Annotated in this window: 14 protein-coding genes and 1 tRNA gene; 11 read left to right on the top strand and 4 right to left on the bottom strand. The window is 71.0% G+C overall.

What is annotated here, in order from left to right; translation table 11 throughout:
• The first annotated feature begins 572 nt into the window (after positions 1 to 572).
• The 4 genes from ACZ5WE_RS03205 to ACZ5WE_RS03220 all read left to right on the top strand — a co-directional run bounded on the left by ACZ5WE_RS03205 (position 573) and on the right by ACZ5WE_RS03220 (position 6,707).
• Positions 573 to 1,220: an HNH endonuclease family protein gene (locus ACZ5WE_RS03205; RefSeq protein WP_467690788.1), complete on the top strand. Its 648-nt coding sequence runs from the start codon at positions 573 to 575 to the stop codon at positions 1,218 to 1,220.
• Between the two features lie 178 nt (positions 1,221 to 1,398).
• Entirely contained in the window at positions 1,399 to 3,066 is a 1,668-nt protein-coding gene (locus ACZ5WE_RS03210; RefSeq protein ID WP_467690790.1) for an alkaline phosphatase D family protein, read from the top strand.
• 1,104 nt (positions 3,067 to 4,170) lie between these two features.
• Positions 4,171 to 6,195 carry an FAD/NAD(P)-binding protein gene (locus ACZ5WE_RS03215; protein ID WP_467690791.1) on the top strand — a complete coding sequence of 675 codons (2,025 nt, stop codon included), beginning with the start codon at positions 4,171 to 4,173 and terminating at the stop codon, positions 6,193 to 6,195.
• Positions 6,196 to 6,257: 62 nt separating this feature from the next.
• The gene (locus tag ACZ5WE_RS03220; RefSeq protein WP_467690792.1) at positions 6,258 to 6,707 is read left to right on the top strand and encodes a DoxX family protein; all 450 of its coding nucleotides are present in this window, start codon (positions 6,258 to 6,260) and stop codon (positions 6,705 to 6,707) included.
• A 113-nt stretch (positions 6,708 to 6,820) separates the two neighbouring features.
• On the opposite strand, the gene ACZ5WE_RS03225 is transcribed toward ACZ5WE_RS03220, so the two are convergent.
• Positions 6,821 to 7,375 carry a superoxide dismutase family protein gene (locus ACZ5WE_RS03225; RefSeq protein ID WP_467690794.1) on the bottom strand — a complete coding sequence of 185 codons (555 nt, stop codon included), beginning with the start codon at positions 7,373 to 7,375 and terminating at the stop codon, positions 6,821 to 6,823.
• Between the two features lie 227 nt (positions 7,376 to 7,602).
• Here ACZ5WE_RS03225 and ACZ5WE_RS03230 point away from each other — a divergent pair, with 227 nt between their 5' ends.
• The gene (locus tag ACZ5WE_RS03230) at positions 7,603 to 8,274 is read left to right on the top strand and encodes a DedA family protein (RefSeq protein WP_467690796.1); all 672 of its coding nucleotides are present in this window, start codon (positions 7,603 to 7,605) and stop codon (positions 8,272 to 8,274) included.
• On the opposite strand, the gene ACZ5WE_RS03235 is transcribed toward ACZ5WE_RS03230, so the two are convergent.
• Positions 8,271 to 8,528, bottom strand: coding sequence for a DUF2277 domain-containing protein (locus tag ACZ5WE_RS03235; RefSeq protein WP_467690797.1), 258 nt, complete (start codon positions 8,526 to 8,528; stop codon positions 8,271 to 8,273). The genes ACZ5WE_RS03230 and ACZ5WE_RS03235 overlap by 4 nt on opposite strands.
• Before the next feature lie 231 nt (positions 8,529 to 8,759).
• Here ACZ5WE_RS03235 and ACZ5WE_RS03240 point away from each other — a divergent pair, with 231 nt between their 5' ends.
• Together ACZ5WE_RS03240 and ACZ5WE_RS03245 are read left to right on the top strand one after the other, a co-directional pair.
• On the top strand, positions 8,760 to 9,107 hold the full coding sequence (locus tag ACZ5WE_RS03240; protein ID WP_467690799.1) for a hypothetical protein: 348 nt from the start codon (positions 8,760 to 8,762) through the stop codon (positions 9,105 to 9,107).
• Between the two features lie 40 nt (positions 9,108 to 9,147).
• Positions 9,148 to 9,477 (top strand): hypothetical protein, encoded by a 330-nt coding sequence (locus ACZ5WE_RS03245; protein ID WP_467690801.1) that lies wholly within the window; start codon positions 9,148 to 9,150, stop codon positions 9,475 to 9,477.
• A gap of 95 nt (positions 9,478 to 9,572) precedes the next feature.
• On the opposite strand, the gene ACZ5WE_RS03250 is transcribed toward ACZ5WE_RS03245, so the two are convergent.
• On the bottom strand, positions 9,573 to 9,878 hold the full coding sequence (locus ACZ5WE_RS03250; protein ID WP_467690803.1) for a hypothetical protein: 306 nt from the start codon (positions 9,876 to 9,878) through the stop codon (positions 9,573 to 9,575).
• Between the two features lie 343 nt (positions 9,879 to 10,221).
• Between ACZ5WE_RS03250 and ACZ5WE_RS03255 the strand changes: the two genes are divergently transcribed.
• From ACZ5WE_RS03255 to ACZ5WE_RS03265, 3 genes are all read left to right on the top strand, one after another.
• The gene (locus ACZ5WE_RS03255) at positions 10,222 to 10,587 is read left to right on the top strand and encodes a cupin domain-containing protein (protein ID WP_467690805.1); all 366 of its coding nucleotides are present in this window, start codon (positions 10,222 to 10,224) and stop codon (positions 10,585 to 10,587) included.
• Positions 10,588 to 10,632: 45 nt separating this feature from the next.
• A complete protein-coding gene (locus ACZ5WE_RS03260) occupies positions 10,633 to 10,758 on the top strand; it encodes a hypothetical protein (protein ID WP_467690807.1) in 126 nt (41 codons plus the stop codon).
• A 338-nt stretch (positions 10,759 to 11,096) separates the two neighbouring features.
• Positions 11,097 to 11,576, top strand: coding sequence for a response regulator (locus ACZ5WE_RS03265; protein ID WP_467690809.1), 480 nt, complete (start codon positions 11,097 to 11,099; stop codon positions 11,574 to 11,576).
• A 23-nt stretch (positions 11,577 to 11,599) separates the two neighbouring features.
• On the opposite strand, the gene ACZ5WE_RS03270 is transcribed toward ACZ5WE_RS03265, so the two are convergent.
• A tRNA-Val gene (locus tag ACZ5WE_RS03270) sits at positions 11,600 to 11,671 on the bottom strand.
• 248 nt (positions 11,672 to 11,919) lie between these two features.
• Between ACZ5WE_RS03270 and ACZ5WE_RS03275 the strand changes: the two genes are divergently transcribed.
• Positions 11,920 to 13,380 (top strand): hypothetical protein, encoded by a 1,461-nt coding sequence (locus ACZ5WE_RS03275; RefSeq protein ID WP_467690811.1) that lies wholly within the window; start codon positions 11,920 to 11,922, stop codon positions 13,378 to 13,380.
• Positions 13,381 to 13,399 lie beyond the last annotated feature (19 nt).

Below are 13,399 nucleotides of genomic sequence, written 5' to 3' on the forward strand. Positions count from 1 at the left end.
ACACCTCGGCACGGCAGCGCACACAGACGTACACGGTCGTGTACGTCGGGCACTGCTTGCCGAAGGTCTCGCTGGCCGGCCTCGTCCATCGCGGTCCATCGCGTGGATGACGGGGCCTGCCTCCGGGCGCCGGCTCAGGCGAGCTGAGCAGTATGTCGACGGTCCGGCGAAGAGCTACTCCCCTTCTGCGCCATCCATCGTACGGGACGTCTGCGCGGGGCGGCGCGGGACGTCTGCGCGGGGCGTCTGCGCGGGACGCCTGCGTGGGGCGTCTGCGTGGGACGCCTGCGTGGGGCGCCCGCGCGGGACGCCCGCGCGGGACGCCCGCGCGGGACGCCTGCGGCGGGGTCGTCCTCGCTCCCGGGCCAGGGCCTTCCGACCCCCTCGCGTGTGACCCGGGTCGTGAAATCCCAACTCCAGCACAGATGGCCGCACATGACCCAGTGCCAGAACTCTTGAACTGACCACCTGATTGACGCGACCCTGTCACTTGACGCACATCCGCAGGAAACCCCACCGCGTCAGCATGGCCGCCCCAACGGCCAACATCCCCCCACATCAAGGGAGTTCGTATGTCCGCTGTCTACGCGCGTCGACGCCTCGCCACTCTCACCGCCCTGACCGCACTCGCCTCCGCGGCGACGCTCCTCACCGGCGCCCCGGCCCAGGCCGCTCCCCCGGCACCGGTCTCCGCCGCCACCGCCCGCACCTATCTGGGCCAGCTCACCGAGAAGGCCGAGGGCTCCTCCGACGGCTACAGCCGCGAGAAGTTCCCGCACTGGAGCACCCAGTCCGGCGCCTGCAACACCCGCGAGGTCGTCCTCAAGCGCGACGGCACCAACGTCCAGCAGGACTCCAGCTGCGCGGCCACGTCGGGCACCTGGAAGTCGCCGTACGACGGCGGCACCTGGACCGCGGCGTCCGACGTCGACATCGACCACGTCATCCCGCTCTCCGAGGCCTGGAAGTCCGGCGCGAACAGCTGGACCACCGCCCAGCGGGAAGGTTTCGCCAACGACCTCAGCCGCCCCCAGCTGATCGCCGTCACCGACAACGTCAACCAGAGCAAGGGCGACCAGGACCCGGCGGAGTGGATGCCGCCCACCGCGTCGTACCACTGCTACTACGCCCGGATGTGGGTGGACGTGAAGCACCACTACAACCTCACGGTCAACGCGGAGGAGAAGACCAAGCTGTCCTCGGTCCTCAACGGCTGCTGAGCCTTGGCCCTCGACGGCTGCTTGGCCTTGGCCCTCAACCGCTGCTGCGCCTTGGCCCTCCACGGCTGCTGAAAGAACCGCTGAGGTCACCGGCCTGTAACCAGCGGGAATACCCGGAACCTCGCCACCGGCCTCCGTCGTTCCGTACCGTACGGGGCGACGGAGGAGAGTGATCATCGTGGCACGGCTGCGCCTGGGTCCACTGCTGAGGTATGTCGACGGTTCAACGGCGACGGTCTGGGTCGAGACCGACCGCCCCTGCACCGCCGAAGTGCGCTGCGCGGACGGCGCCAAGGGCACGGCGAACACGTTCCAGATCGCGGGCCATCACTACGCGCTCATCCCGGTCACGGGCCTGCGTCCGGGCACGGAGACCGCGTACGAGGTGCGGCTCGGCGACAGCGGCGCCCCCGTGTGGCCGCTGGAGGGCTCACCCTTCCCGCCGAGCACCATCCGCACGCCGGGCGAGGGAGAAGGCGAGACGCTCCGCGTCACCTTCGGTTCCTGCCGCTGGGCGGCCCCGCCGAGCGACGAGCACGACCCCGTCGGGCCCGACGCCCTGGACACCCTCGCCGCCCGCATCGTCACCGGCACACCCGCCGACCGGCCGGACGTCCTGCTCCTCCTGGGCGACCAGGTGTACGCGGACAACACGTCCGAGGCGACCCGGCGCTGGCTCGCGGCCCGCCGGAATCTGAACGACCCGCCGGGCGACCAGGTCGCGGACTACGAGGAGTACACCCACCTCTACTACGAATCGTGGCTCGACCCCGAGGTGCGGTGGCTGCTCTCCACCGTGCCCAGCTGCATGATCTTCGACGACCACGACGTCATAGACGACTGGAACACCAGCGCGGCCTGGCTCGCCGAGATGCGGGCGACGCCCTGGTGGCGCGAGCGTGTGCTGAGCGGCCTGATGTCGTACTGGGTCTACCAGCACCTCGGCAATCTGCCGCCCGCCGAGCTGGAGCGTGACGAGCTGTACGCCCTGCTGCGCGCGACGCCGGACGGCACGGACGCGCTGCGTGCCTTCGCCGCGGCCTCGGACGCCGATCCCCGGGCGACCCGGTGGAGTTACCGCCGGGACTTCGGCCGCGTACGGCTGCTCATGATCGACACCCGGGCGGCGCGCGTCCTGGACGAGCAGAACCGCGCGATGATCGACCCGGACGAGGCCCGCTGGCTGCGCGAGCAGGCGCTCGACGGGGCGGACGACGCGGACGGCGCGGGCGGCTGCGACCACCTCCTGATCGGGACGTCGCTGCCCTGGCTGCTTCCGCACCTCATCCATGACGCGGAGGGCTGGAACGCCGCGCTGTGCCGCGGCGAGCGAGGAGCGCGGTGGGCCCGCTTCGGCGAGAACCTGCGCAGGCGTTCGGATCTGGAGCACTGGGCGGCGTTCCCCTCGTCCTTCGACGCGCTGACCTCCCTGATCGCCGAGGCGGGCACGGGGGCGGGCGCACCGGCGACGGTGTGCGTGCTCTCCGGCGACGTCCACCACGCGTACATCGCTGAACCGACCTGGCCGGGCGGTGGCGGTCCCGAATCCCGCGTCCTGCAGCTGACGTGCTCCCCCGTCCACAATTCGATTCCCGCGTCGATAAAGCTGGGCTTCCACTTCGGCTGGAGCAGGGTGGGCCGGGCCCTGGGCCGCCGCTTCGAGCGACACGGCCGGATGGCACGGGCCGCCATCAACTGGCGCAAAACGGGCGGACCTTGGTTCGGCAACCAGCTCATGACGCTGACACTGCGGGGCCGTTCGGCGGACGTGCAGCTCGATCAGGCGCGGGTGGTGAAGGGAGTCGGCGTACGCCTGGAAACGACCCAGAGTTCACGACTGTCGTAACCTCACGGGCTTCGCAGGCCTCGTGAGTCTCGCGGGTCTCACGGGCTTCGCGAGCCTCGCGGGCCTCACGCCCTCACGGGCCTCACGCCCTCACGGGCTCCGCAGGTCTCGCAGACCTCGTGAAGCTCGCAGGTCTCACGGGCCTCTCAGGCATCTCAGGCATCTCAGGTTCACGGGCCTCGCAGATCTCTTGAGCCTCGCGGACCTGACGGGTCTCGCAGGCCTCACAGGTTTCACGGCCCTCACACCCTCACGGGCTTCGCAGGTCCCAGGGGCTCGGGGGCTTCGTAGGCTCGTGAGTCCCGCGGACCTCACGGGCCTCGCAGGTCTCGTAAGCCTCACAGGCTTCGCAGGTCTCACACCCTCACAGGCTTCGCAGGTCTCACGGCCTCATGGGCTTCGCAGGTCTCGCGAGCCTGACGGGCCCCACGGGCTTCGCAGATCCCTCGGGCCTCGCGGACCTGACGGGTCTCGCGGACCTCGCAGATCCCTCGGGTCTCGCGGACCTCGAAGACCTCTTGAGTCTCGCGGGCCTCACGGACTTCGCAGATCCCTCAGGTCTCGCAGGCCTCTCGGGCGTCGCGAACCTGACGGGTCTCGCGGACCTCGTGAAGCTCGCAGGTCTCACGAGCCCCGCGGGTCTCGCCGGCATTCCCGCGGGTCTCGCCGGCATTGCAGGTCCGCCAGGTCGGCCGGTCCGCCGGTCCGCCGGTCTCTCAGGCCCGTAACCCGCGAAGCATCTGTCGAGCCCCCCGGTCTCACGGCTCCCCCGGCCCCCAGCAGTCCTCCCAGCTCTGCCTCCAGCTCTGCCTCCAGCCCTCCCAATCCTTCCAGTCCCCACACCCCTCCCAGCCCGCTCGGTCCGCACAGCAACTCTCGTACCCCTCACGGGTTCGTGAACTTCTCACGGGGCCCTTATTTCTCATAGCCCCGCAAAGGCGACCGGCACCCCACCGGCAACACGTGACACAGCCCACACCCCTCTGACGAACCTCCGCCACGGGGTTCGACTTCGGGGCTTCCGGCGGCATGATGAGGCGGACCGTCCGCTTCCATCACCCCCACGCCCCCCACCACCCCCTGCTATGCCCGGGAGTCACGCCTTTGTCCGCACCATCCGCAGCGGCCGCACCGGAACATGGCGTTGCAGTCGCCGTCGTCGGCGCGGGGCCCCGCGGCACGAGTGTCCTGGAGCGCCTCTGCGCCTCGGCAGCCGAACTCCTGCCGCCGGGGGCACGGCTGGCGGTCCACGTCGTCGACCCCTCACCCCCGGGGCCGGGTCGCGTCTGGCGGACCGCCCAGCCGGCCGAGCTGCTCATGAACACGGTGGCCTCCCAGGTGACCCTCTTCACGGACGAGAGCGTCGACTGCGCGGGGCCGATACGACAGGGGCCCAGCCTGTACGCGTGGGCCGCCGCCGGGCACGCGCCGGGGCTCGGCCCGGACGACTATCCGACGCGTGCCTGCTACGGCCGCTACCTGGAGTGGGTCTTCGCCGAGACCCTGCGCCGCGCCCCGGGCACGGTCCGGGTCGAGGTGCACGCGGCGCGCGCCGTCCGCCTCGAAGGGCCCGCCGACAGCGCCCAGTCCCTCGTACTCGACAGCGGACGTGAGCTCACCGGGCTCGACGCCGTCGTCCTCGCGCAGGGCCATCTCCCCACGATCAGCGACGAAGGGCAGGAACACCTCGCCGCGCACGCGGCACGGCACGGGCTGCGCCACATACCGCCGGCCAACCCCGCCGACGTGGACCTGTCGGCCATCGCCCCCGGCGAGCGCGTCCTGCTGCGCGGGCTCGGCCTGAACTTCTTCGACCACATGGCGCTCCTGACGCAGGGCCGCGGCGGACGCTTCGCCCAGGCGTCCGAAGGCGGCCTGCGCTACCAGCCTTCGGGACACGAGCCGAAGCTGTACGCGGGATCGCGGCGCGGCATCCCCTACCAAGCGCGCGGCGACAACGCGAAGGGCCCCTACGGACGGCACGAACCGCTCGTCCTCACCGCCGACGTCATAGCCCGCTTCCGCAAGCGCGCGGACAGCGGCGACGCCCCGGATTTCCTGGACGAGATATGGCCCCTTGTCGCGAAGGAGGTGGAGACGGTCTACTACACGGCCCTCGTCCAAGGCTCTGAGCGGGAGCAGGAGCAGGAGCAGGAACGGAAGCGGGAACGGAAGCGGGAGCGGGAGCGGGCCGCGGACTTCCGGGACGCCTTCCTCGCGGTCCCGCACCACAGCCCTCAAGAGGCCCTGGTACTGGACGAGTTCGAGATCCCCGAGGCCGATCTCTGGTCCTGGGACCGCCTCGCGCAGCCGCACACCGGCCACACCTTCCGCTCCCCGGACGACTTCCGCGCCTGGCTGCTCGCGTATCTGCGCGAGGACATCGCGCACGCCGCGCTCGGCAATGTCGCGAGCCCGCTCAAGTCCGCCCTGGACGTGCTGCGCGACCTGCGCAACGAACTCCGCCTGGTCCTCGACCACGGCGGCCTGTCGGGGACGTCACGCCGCGAGCATCTGGACCGCTGGTACACCCCGCTCAACGCCTTCCTCTCGATCGGACCGCCCCGGCGCCGCGTCGAGGAGATGGCGGCGCTGATCGAGGCGGGCGTCGTCGAGGTGCTCGGTCCGCGTCTCGACGTACGGCCCGCGGCGGACGGCACGTTTCTCGCGCACTCCCCCGACGTGCCGGGGTCGGATGTGTCGGTCACCACAGTGATCGAGGCCCGGCTCCCCGAACCGGACGTGCGGCGCACCGCCGACGAGCTGCTCGGGCAGCTCCTCGGGACGGGCCAGTGCCGCGCCCACGTCGTGGACGGCCATGAAACCGGGGGTCTCGACGTCACACCGCGCCCTTACCACCTGATCGACCGTCAAGGTCGTGCCCACGCAAGGCGGTTCGCGTTCGGCGTGCCCACCGAGGGCGTGCACTGGGTGACGGCCGCCGGGGCCAGGCCGGGTGTCGACTCGGTGACCCTGTCGGACGCGGACGCGGTGGCGCGGGCCGCGCTGCGGACAGCCGCGGGAAGAGCGGGCGCGATGGAGATCCCCTCCCCGCGGGGAACGGTCCCGTCCGCACGGAAAGCGGAATCACCGGAATGGCCAGATGTTGAACTTGCAAGCATTGATTAGGTTCCCCTAACCTTGGGCCTCCGCTCGGTTACCGTCCCCAAAAACCGAAGGAGTCCCCCGCCATGACTGGACGTCTCAACAGCGCCCAGCCCTACGCCCTCGGGCTTTTCCGCATAGTCATCGGCCTGCTCTTCGCCTGCCACGGCGCCGCCTCGCTCTTCGGAGTGCTCGGTGGCGCGATGGGCGGCGGCACGGTCGACGCCGGCACCTGGCCGGGCTGGTACGCGGCCGTCATCCAGCTGATCGGCGGCGGCCTGGTCGCCCTCGGCCTCGGCACCCGCGCCGCGGCGTTCATCTCGTCGGGATCGATGGCGTACGCCTACTTCAAGGTGCACCAGCCGGAAGCCCTGTGGCCGATGCAGAACGGCGGAGAGGCCTCCGCGATCTTCTGCTGGGCCATGCTCCTGCTCGTCTTCACGGGTTCGGGCGCGCTCGGCCTCGACCGGCTCTTCGCCTCGCGCGGCGAGAGCGAGGACAAGGCGGCGTCGGAGCGGACGCCGGTGGCCGCCTGACGCGGGCGCGCAGCCACAGTCACAGCCACAGCCACAGCCACGCTGGCATGTGACGGCGCCCCCTTCCTCGTACGTTACGAGGAAGGGGGCGCCGTCGCGTCAGCGGATGGGACTCAGTGAGTGGGAAGGAACGGCACCGTGAAGCACGCCAACCGGTCCCCCGCGCCGCCCTGTTCGCGGTGCAGCACGACGGATCGGGCCGCACCCGCACGGAACTCCCAGTCATGGCGGGCCGTCGCCGTGCCCGAGCCGTCCCCGCCCGCGGTGAAGTCCAGCCAGACCTCGTTCTCCGGGTTCACGTAGGCCGGGTCCTCGGAGGGCTGGACCGGGTCCTGGCGGTGCTGGTAGTGCCCGCCCGCCGCGGCGGGGTCGGCGCCGCACGGTTTCTGGTGCACGTGCGCGCCGTACGCGTAACCGGGCTTCATGCCCTTCACCCGGAGCATGACCGTCATGTCGTTCGGTTTGCCCCGCTGCTCGACCTCGATCCGCGAACCGGCGGGGACGAGCTCCGTGTCGTACGTGACCGCCCACGAGTACATGGAGGCCGCGGGCGGCGCGAACCGCCCCTCGACCCGCATCTCGTAAAAGGGCGCACTCCCGCCGACCGCGCCACCTCCCGCTGCGAGCACCGCCGTTGCCACGGCCCCGGCGAGCGTTCCTGCCACCATTGCCCCGCTCCTTCCTGTTGGTGCCTCTGTTGGTACGGGACTTCGGCGTCGTATGCCCCATCGAAGGCGGCAGCCGGGTGAACGTGACGTAGCGAACATATGAGCCCCCCGTGGATCTGCGGCAGAGAGCGCGGCGTACGCTGTACAGCTGTCACCAAGCCGCCCCTGCCGCTCCCCCGCGACGTCGCGGCAGTCAGTCGTCGACCGGGGAGTTACGGGGAATTTCGGTGCTTGAGAGTCTGGGCTCACTGACCAGCAGCCCATGGATCTACGCGGTAGTCGCGCTTTCAGTGCTTTTCGACATCGTCCTGCCCGTGCTGCCGAGCGGCGTCCTCGTCATCACGGCGGCCACCGCGGCTGCCGCGGCGGGCACGGCGGGTACGGGCGCGGGCAGCGTTCCGCACGCGGTCCCGGACATCCTGATCCTGCTGCTCTGCGCGGCCACCGCGTCGGTACTCGGCGACCTGGCCGTCTACCGCCTCGCCTGGCGCGGCGGCGAGCGCCTGGACCGCGCCATCGCCCGCTCGCGCCGCCTCACCACCGCGCAGGAACGACTCGGCACGGCGCTCTCCCGGGGCGGCGGCGCCCTGGTCGTCCTCGCTCGCTTCGCCCCGGCGGGCCGCTCCATCGTCTCTCTCGCGGCCGGCGCGGCACACCGCAAGGTGCGAGAGTTCCTGCCGTGGTCGGCCCTGGCGGGCGTGGCCTGGGCCGGGTACAGCGTCGCCCTCGGCTACTTCGGAGGGCAGTGGCTCGGCGCTACGTGGCTCGCCACGGGCGTCTCACTGCTCGCGCTGTTCGCGGCGGGCGCGGGCGCGGCGTTCCTGGTCCGCAGGCCTCGTACGGCGACGGGGCCTGCGACGGGGCGGACAACGACGGCGACGGCGGCGACGGCGAACTAGGCCGCCGGGGCTTCCTCGGGCACCTGCTCGGCGGCCCGCGGCTTGGCCCCGCGCACCTCGATCCCGGCGAGCAGCTCGGCGGTGGCTTCGGCGATCGCGTCCACGGCGCGGTCGAAGACCTCGCGGTTGTGCGCGGCCGGGGCACGGAACCCCGAGACCTTGCGCACGTACTGGAGCGCGGCGGCCCGGATCTCCTCCTCGGTGGCGTCTTCGGGGATGGCGGGCGGACGGAGCGTCTTGATGCTGCGGCACATGCTTACAGCTTGCCGCGAGTGGGGCGCGGACGTGAAGTCGTCCGCTCGCCCCCGCGTCCCCGGGGTGCCCGCACGTCCCCCGGGCGCCGTCGTATCCCCGGGCGCCGTCGTATCCCCGGGCGCCGTCGTATCCCCGGCCCCGTACCCCCGGCCCCGGATGCCCCGAAGTTCACCCCGCCTCACGCGCGGCGGCTCTCGCACTCGAAATTCGAACAGGAGTAGCATTACGGGGTGCCTGCAACCCCTGCATACGACTTCCCTGGCGACCTCCTCGCGGGTCAGGAGGAACTGCACCAGGTCCGGGCCGAACTCCTGGCCCTGCTGAAGCGGCTCCCCTGGTCGGTCACGCCCCTCGACGGCTTCAGCGACGACCACGGCTGGCGAAAGGTGGAGCGCCCCGCCTCCCCCGGCTGGACCCCGGACGAACAGGCGGAGGTCGAGAAACTCCGCGCGCGGGAACGGGAGTTGGCGGTGTTCGTCACTTGTCACCGCTTCTGGGACGAGGTGTCGGGACCCGACGCGGTGGCGGCTCGCGCACGGCTCAAACACATCCACGAGAAATCCATTGACACCGAGTGACAGCGGGCGTTGACTCCCCCTACGCCAAGGAGGTGCTGCCATGAATGTTCTTCTGGTCGTCCTGCTCCTTGCACTGGTGGGCCTGGGTTTCAGCCAGCCACTTCTGTGGCTGGCCGCTGCGGCGCTCGTCTTCTTCATGGTCCAGCAGTACGACCGCGGGGGCTCCGGCAAGAGCAGCAGCAGCGGAAGCGGCGCGGGCGGAGCCTCGGGTGCTGGAGGTGCCGGAGCCGGCGGCGGAGCCGGTGGGGGTGGCGGAGGCGGTGGAGGCGGCGGCTACCCCAAGACCTACCGCGACTACCGCATCCGCAAGGAACGCCAGGAACGCTGGGACCGCAGGTACCGCCGGACACACCCGGGTTCGGGCCGCTGAGCGGGGCGGTCGCCGCCGGGCGGCCGCACCCGCCGCAACGCCCCTTCGGACCGCGCCAACGGCATGTCCCACGCCATCACTTCGGCGGGCCGGACTCAGCCGATCGGCGCCCCGGCGGGAAGTCCTCCGAGCATCGAGGCCGCCCCCAGCGCCGCGTCGCCGACCTTGGTCGTGACGGCCCCGGGGTTGTTCGCGGTCAACTCTCCGGTGGTGGGGTCCACGGCGGCCTCACCGAGGAGGTCCTGCAGGTCCTGCGTGGTCTTGGTGGCGGAGTCGAGCGTCCGCGTCACGGCGTCGGCGGGCGGCTGCGGCTGCGGCTGCGGCGCGGCGAACGCGGGAGAAGCGGCCCCCAGAGCGAGCCCGACACCGACGACGCCGGCAGCGGCCTTGGCGATCTTCACGAGTGAATCCCTTCCGGCAGGGCCCGACGGCAGCACGACGGTCGTCCACCCGCGGCATCCGAGGCACCCGGACGCATCCGGACCGGACACTCGCACAGCCCTTGCCGAACTCTCCAACTCACCCAAGATCCCCAAGGTTCTGGACGACCACCCGATCGATGCCAGAAGCGCGGTCCAGGTGCCCCGGCCGCGGACGAGCCCGGAAGCCTCCAAGTGGCGTCCCCCGGTTGACAGGCAGACGATGGAGTGAAGGGGTCGGCTGGTGATGACGTCGGCCGTGGACCCCGCGGCGGCGACAACTGACTCCGAGACAGCGGGCACAGCCCGGACGGAGGAAGTTGTCATGATCGAGGTCAAGGCGGTCGAAAAGCCGGACGAGCGTCGCGATTTCCCGCGCGGCCATCTCGAAGCCGTCCATCTCACAGGGCTGGACTTCGCCGTGGGCACCTTCGAGCCCGGCTGGCGCTGGTCCGAGTCCGTGGCCCCCCTCGCGGGCACCGCGAGCTGCCAGATCCACCACAACGCCTACGTCGTCGCGGGGCGGATGCACCTGCTCATGGACGACGGAGGCGAGGCCGAAGTCGGACCGGGCGATGTCTTCGTATGTCCGCCCGGACACGATGCGTGGGTCGTCGGCGAGGAACAGGTCCTGCTGTACGACTTCGCGGGAGGCATGGCGCAGGACTACGCAAAGGCTGCACAGGAATAGCGCCGACCGTGGGTGACGCTTTCACGTGATCACCGTTGGCAGCCCATGAAGATCATCGCGCTCGCCGGGCTCGCTCTCGGCGGCATCACCCTGGCCACGCCTGCCCACGCCCCCACCGCCGACGGCGACAACAACGTCGGCGGCGGCGGCACGAACGCCGCGAACAACTGAACTTCACGGCAGCGGCGGTGTGCATGCAAGAGGTCGCCGTCGTGCCCGTCCGCGGGACTGGGCGGGTGACGACAAGAACAACTGCCCCAACAGAAATGCCATCGATCACGCGGCGAAGGCCCTCCCCCCGCTGCACTGAGCACAAGCCGAGCCCTCGGCCCCGGCCCCGCATCCGATCAGGTGCGGGGCTTCTTCTCTGTTGCTGACGGTGCTACTGCTACCTCCGGTGCTGCGGTCATGGCCCCGGGCACCAACTCGGGCATCAACCTGAGGTGACGAACGGATTCTCCAACTCGACTTCGGCTTACCGTAGTTACTGAGAGAGGGGGCTCAGGCCCATGCCGACCACATCCGTGATCCTCGTCGTCGATGACCACAAGGACACCCTGTTCGCACTGGAGAGCGCACTGGCCCCTCTCGGCTACCCGCTGGTGAGCGCGACCAACGGCGACGACGCCCTCAGAGTGGTCCTGCGCGGGGACGTCGGGCTCATCCTGCTCGATGTGCGCATGCCGGGCGTGAGCGGCCTCGACGTCGTGCGCTACGTGCGCCGTCTCGACCAGACACGCACCATACCCATCATCCTGCTGACCGGTTTCGACGTCAGCCGCGAGATCGCCGCCGCGGCCTTCCTGCTCGGCGTCGCCGACGTAGCCCTCAAACCCATCGACCCGCTGACCCTGCGCACCAAGGTCCGCTATCTCTTCGACACCTACGCGCAACTGAAGTCGATGCAACAGGAGATCGACGACCTCCGGGCCCAGGTGAAGGACAGCGCCCAGGTGAAGGACAGCTACGTCGAAGACCCCCAGCCATGATCGACTGGGGGTCTTCGTCCGGGTGGGCGCGGACGGTTTCGAACCGCCGACATCTGCCTTGTAAGGGCAGCGCTCTACCGCTGAGCTACGCGCCCGGGATGTTTCGACAGCCTACCTTGCCTGTGGCCCCGGGTCGCAAACCCGTATGGGGGCGAGCTCAGGAGGGGGTCGGGGTGGATGTTTCCGTTCCCCGCGGCGGTGGTAGTTCGCACCTGGTGTCCGCCCGTGGCGAAGACGGCAAAGTCACGGTGCGCAGCGCGAACTAACCGGCCCGTGTGTTCGTCATTAACCGGTGGGAGAATGTGACACCGGGCAAGGCGGATGACAGCACGGGAGAGGGATAGTGACGGCGACACCTTCGCAGCCGTACACACTGGACACGTCGAGCAGATCGAGTGCGTCAGCAGTGCCGGATGAGGATGTACGTCGCTGCGGGAGCGTGCGGCCGCGTCTCCGCCCGGACGGCGTCCGGGGCCGCCGCGGCCCCCTCCGCGATGCGGTGGCGCTCGCCCTCCTGCCCCTCCCCCTGCTCGCCCTCGCCCTTCCCGCCGCCTTCGCCGGTGGCGGCACCCGGCGGTGGTTCGGCGGGCGCGGGGAGAGCGTGCGGGCCGACGCCCAGGCCGCCAAGGACGCGGCGGCCGCGGCCTTCTACGAGCTGGACACCGCCCAGCGGGATCTGCGGATCTCCATCGAGACCATCGTCGCCGTCGACTCCACGCCCGCCGCGCAGCGTGCCGTCTCCGATTTCGATGCCATCGGGCGGCGCATCGACGAGGCCAGCCACCAGTACATCAGCGCGGTGGACGCGCACGACCTCGACCGTGACGACCTCGAGGCCTCCGTCGCCGCCCGCGCACGCACCGAACTCACGCAGGCCAAGGGCGAGCTGGACAAGGCCAAGCAGGACCTGGACCGCTTCCAGCAGGGGCTGGGCCCGCTGCTCGACAAGGCGGAGACACAGCTCGCCCGGCTCGCCCCGGCCGTCGAGCGGGCCCGCCAGACCCTCCTCGCCGCCAGCAACGCCCTCGATGCCGTACGGGGGGCGGGGCTCAAGGCCGATGATCTGGCTGCCCGCCTCGCCGCCCTCGGGCCCGAGCTGACCAAGCTCAATCAAGGCGCCGGGCAGCACGGCGTGCCGGAGACGCTGCAGCGCGCCGACCGCGTCCTGCGGGACGCCGAAGCCGTCCGCGCCGAGGCCGAGCGGTTGCCGGAGCGGGCCGCCGAGATAGACCGCCGCCTCGTCTCGCTGCGTACGCGCGCGCAGGCGCTCACCACCCGCAGCGGCCAGGTCGACCCGGTCCTCAGCGAGCTGCGGCGACGCTTCACGGCCGCCTGCTGGCAGGACCTGCAGCGCGTGCCGAACCAGGCCGCGGAGAACGTACGCCAGGCCGAGGTCAAACTGCAGGAGGCCCGGCAGGCGCGCGACGACCAGCGCTGGCCGGACGCCACGTCCCTGCTCTCGACGGTCCGCGCCCTGCTGAACGCCACGGACGAGGCGGTGTCGGCCGCCGGCGACCGGCTGCAGCGGCTGAACGCGGTGGCGAAGGACCCCCAGCACGAGATCGAGCGCACCCGCTTCGCGATCCGTGACGCCCAGCGCCTGGCCATGGCGGGGCGCCAGACCCCGGAGCAGCGGCACGCCCGCCCGCTGGACGAGTCCGTGGCCCGCCTGGACCGCGCGGTGGCCTCCCTGGAGGGGCGCCACCCGGACTACTGGCACTTCCTGACCGAGACCGAAGCCGTGCGCCAGGCGGTGGCCCGCGTGGTCACCCAGATCCGGGAGGAGCGGGGGCAGGGAGCCTAGGGGACAGCGGGCCAGGGAC

The organism is Streptomyces sp. NPDC033180, assembly GCF_055577645.1.

Excerpts from the sequence above, each read along its gene's own strand:
- ACZ5WE_RS03265 (WP_467690809.1), top strand. The coding sequence starts at position 11,097 with ATGCCGACCACATCCGTGATCCTCGTCGTCGATGACCACAAGGACACC.
- ACZ5WE_RS03260 (WP_467690807.1), top strand. The coding sequence starts at position 10,633 with ATGAAGATCATCGCGCTCGCCGGGCTCGCTCTCGGCGGCATCACCCTG.
- ACZ5WE_RS03255 (WP_467690805.1), top strand. The coding sequence starts at position 10,222 with ATGATCGAGGTCAAGGCGGTCGAAAAGCCGGACGAGCGTCGCGATTTC.
- ACZ5WE_RS03245 (WP_467690801.1), top strand. The coding sequence starts at position 9,148 with ATGAATGTTCTTCTGGTCGTCCTGCTCCTTGCACTGGTGGGCCTGGGT.
- ACZ5WE_RS03205 (WP_467690788.1), top strand. The coding sequence starts at position 573 with ATGTCCGCTGTCTACGCGCGTCGACGCCTCGCCACTCTCACCGCCCTG.
- ACZ5WE_RS03220 (WP_467690792.1), top strand. The coding sequence starts at position 6,258 with ATGACTGGACGTCTCAACAGCGCCCAGCCCTACGCCCTCGGGCTTTTC.
- ACZ5WE_RS03235 (WP_467690797.1), bottom strand. The coding sequence starts at position 8,528 with ATGTGCCGCAGCATCAAGACGCTCCGTCCGCCCGCCATCCCCGAAGAC.
- ACZ5WE_RS03225 (WP_467690794.1), bottom strand. The coding sequence starts at position 7,375 with ATGGTGGCAGGAACGCTCGCCGGGGCCGTGGCAACGGCGGTGCTCGCA.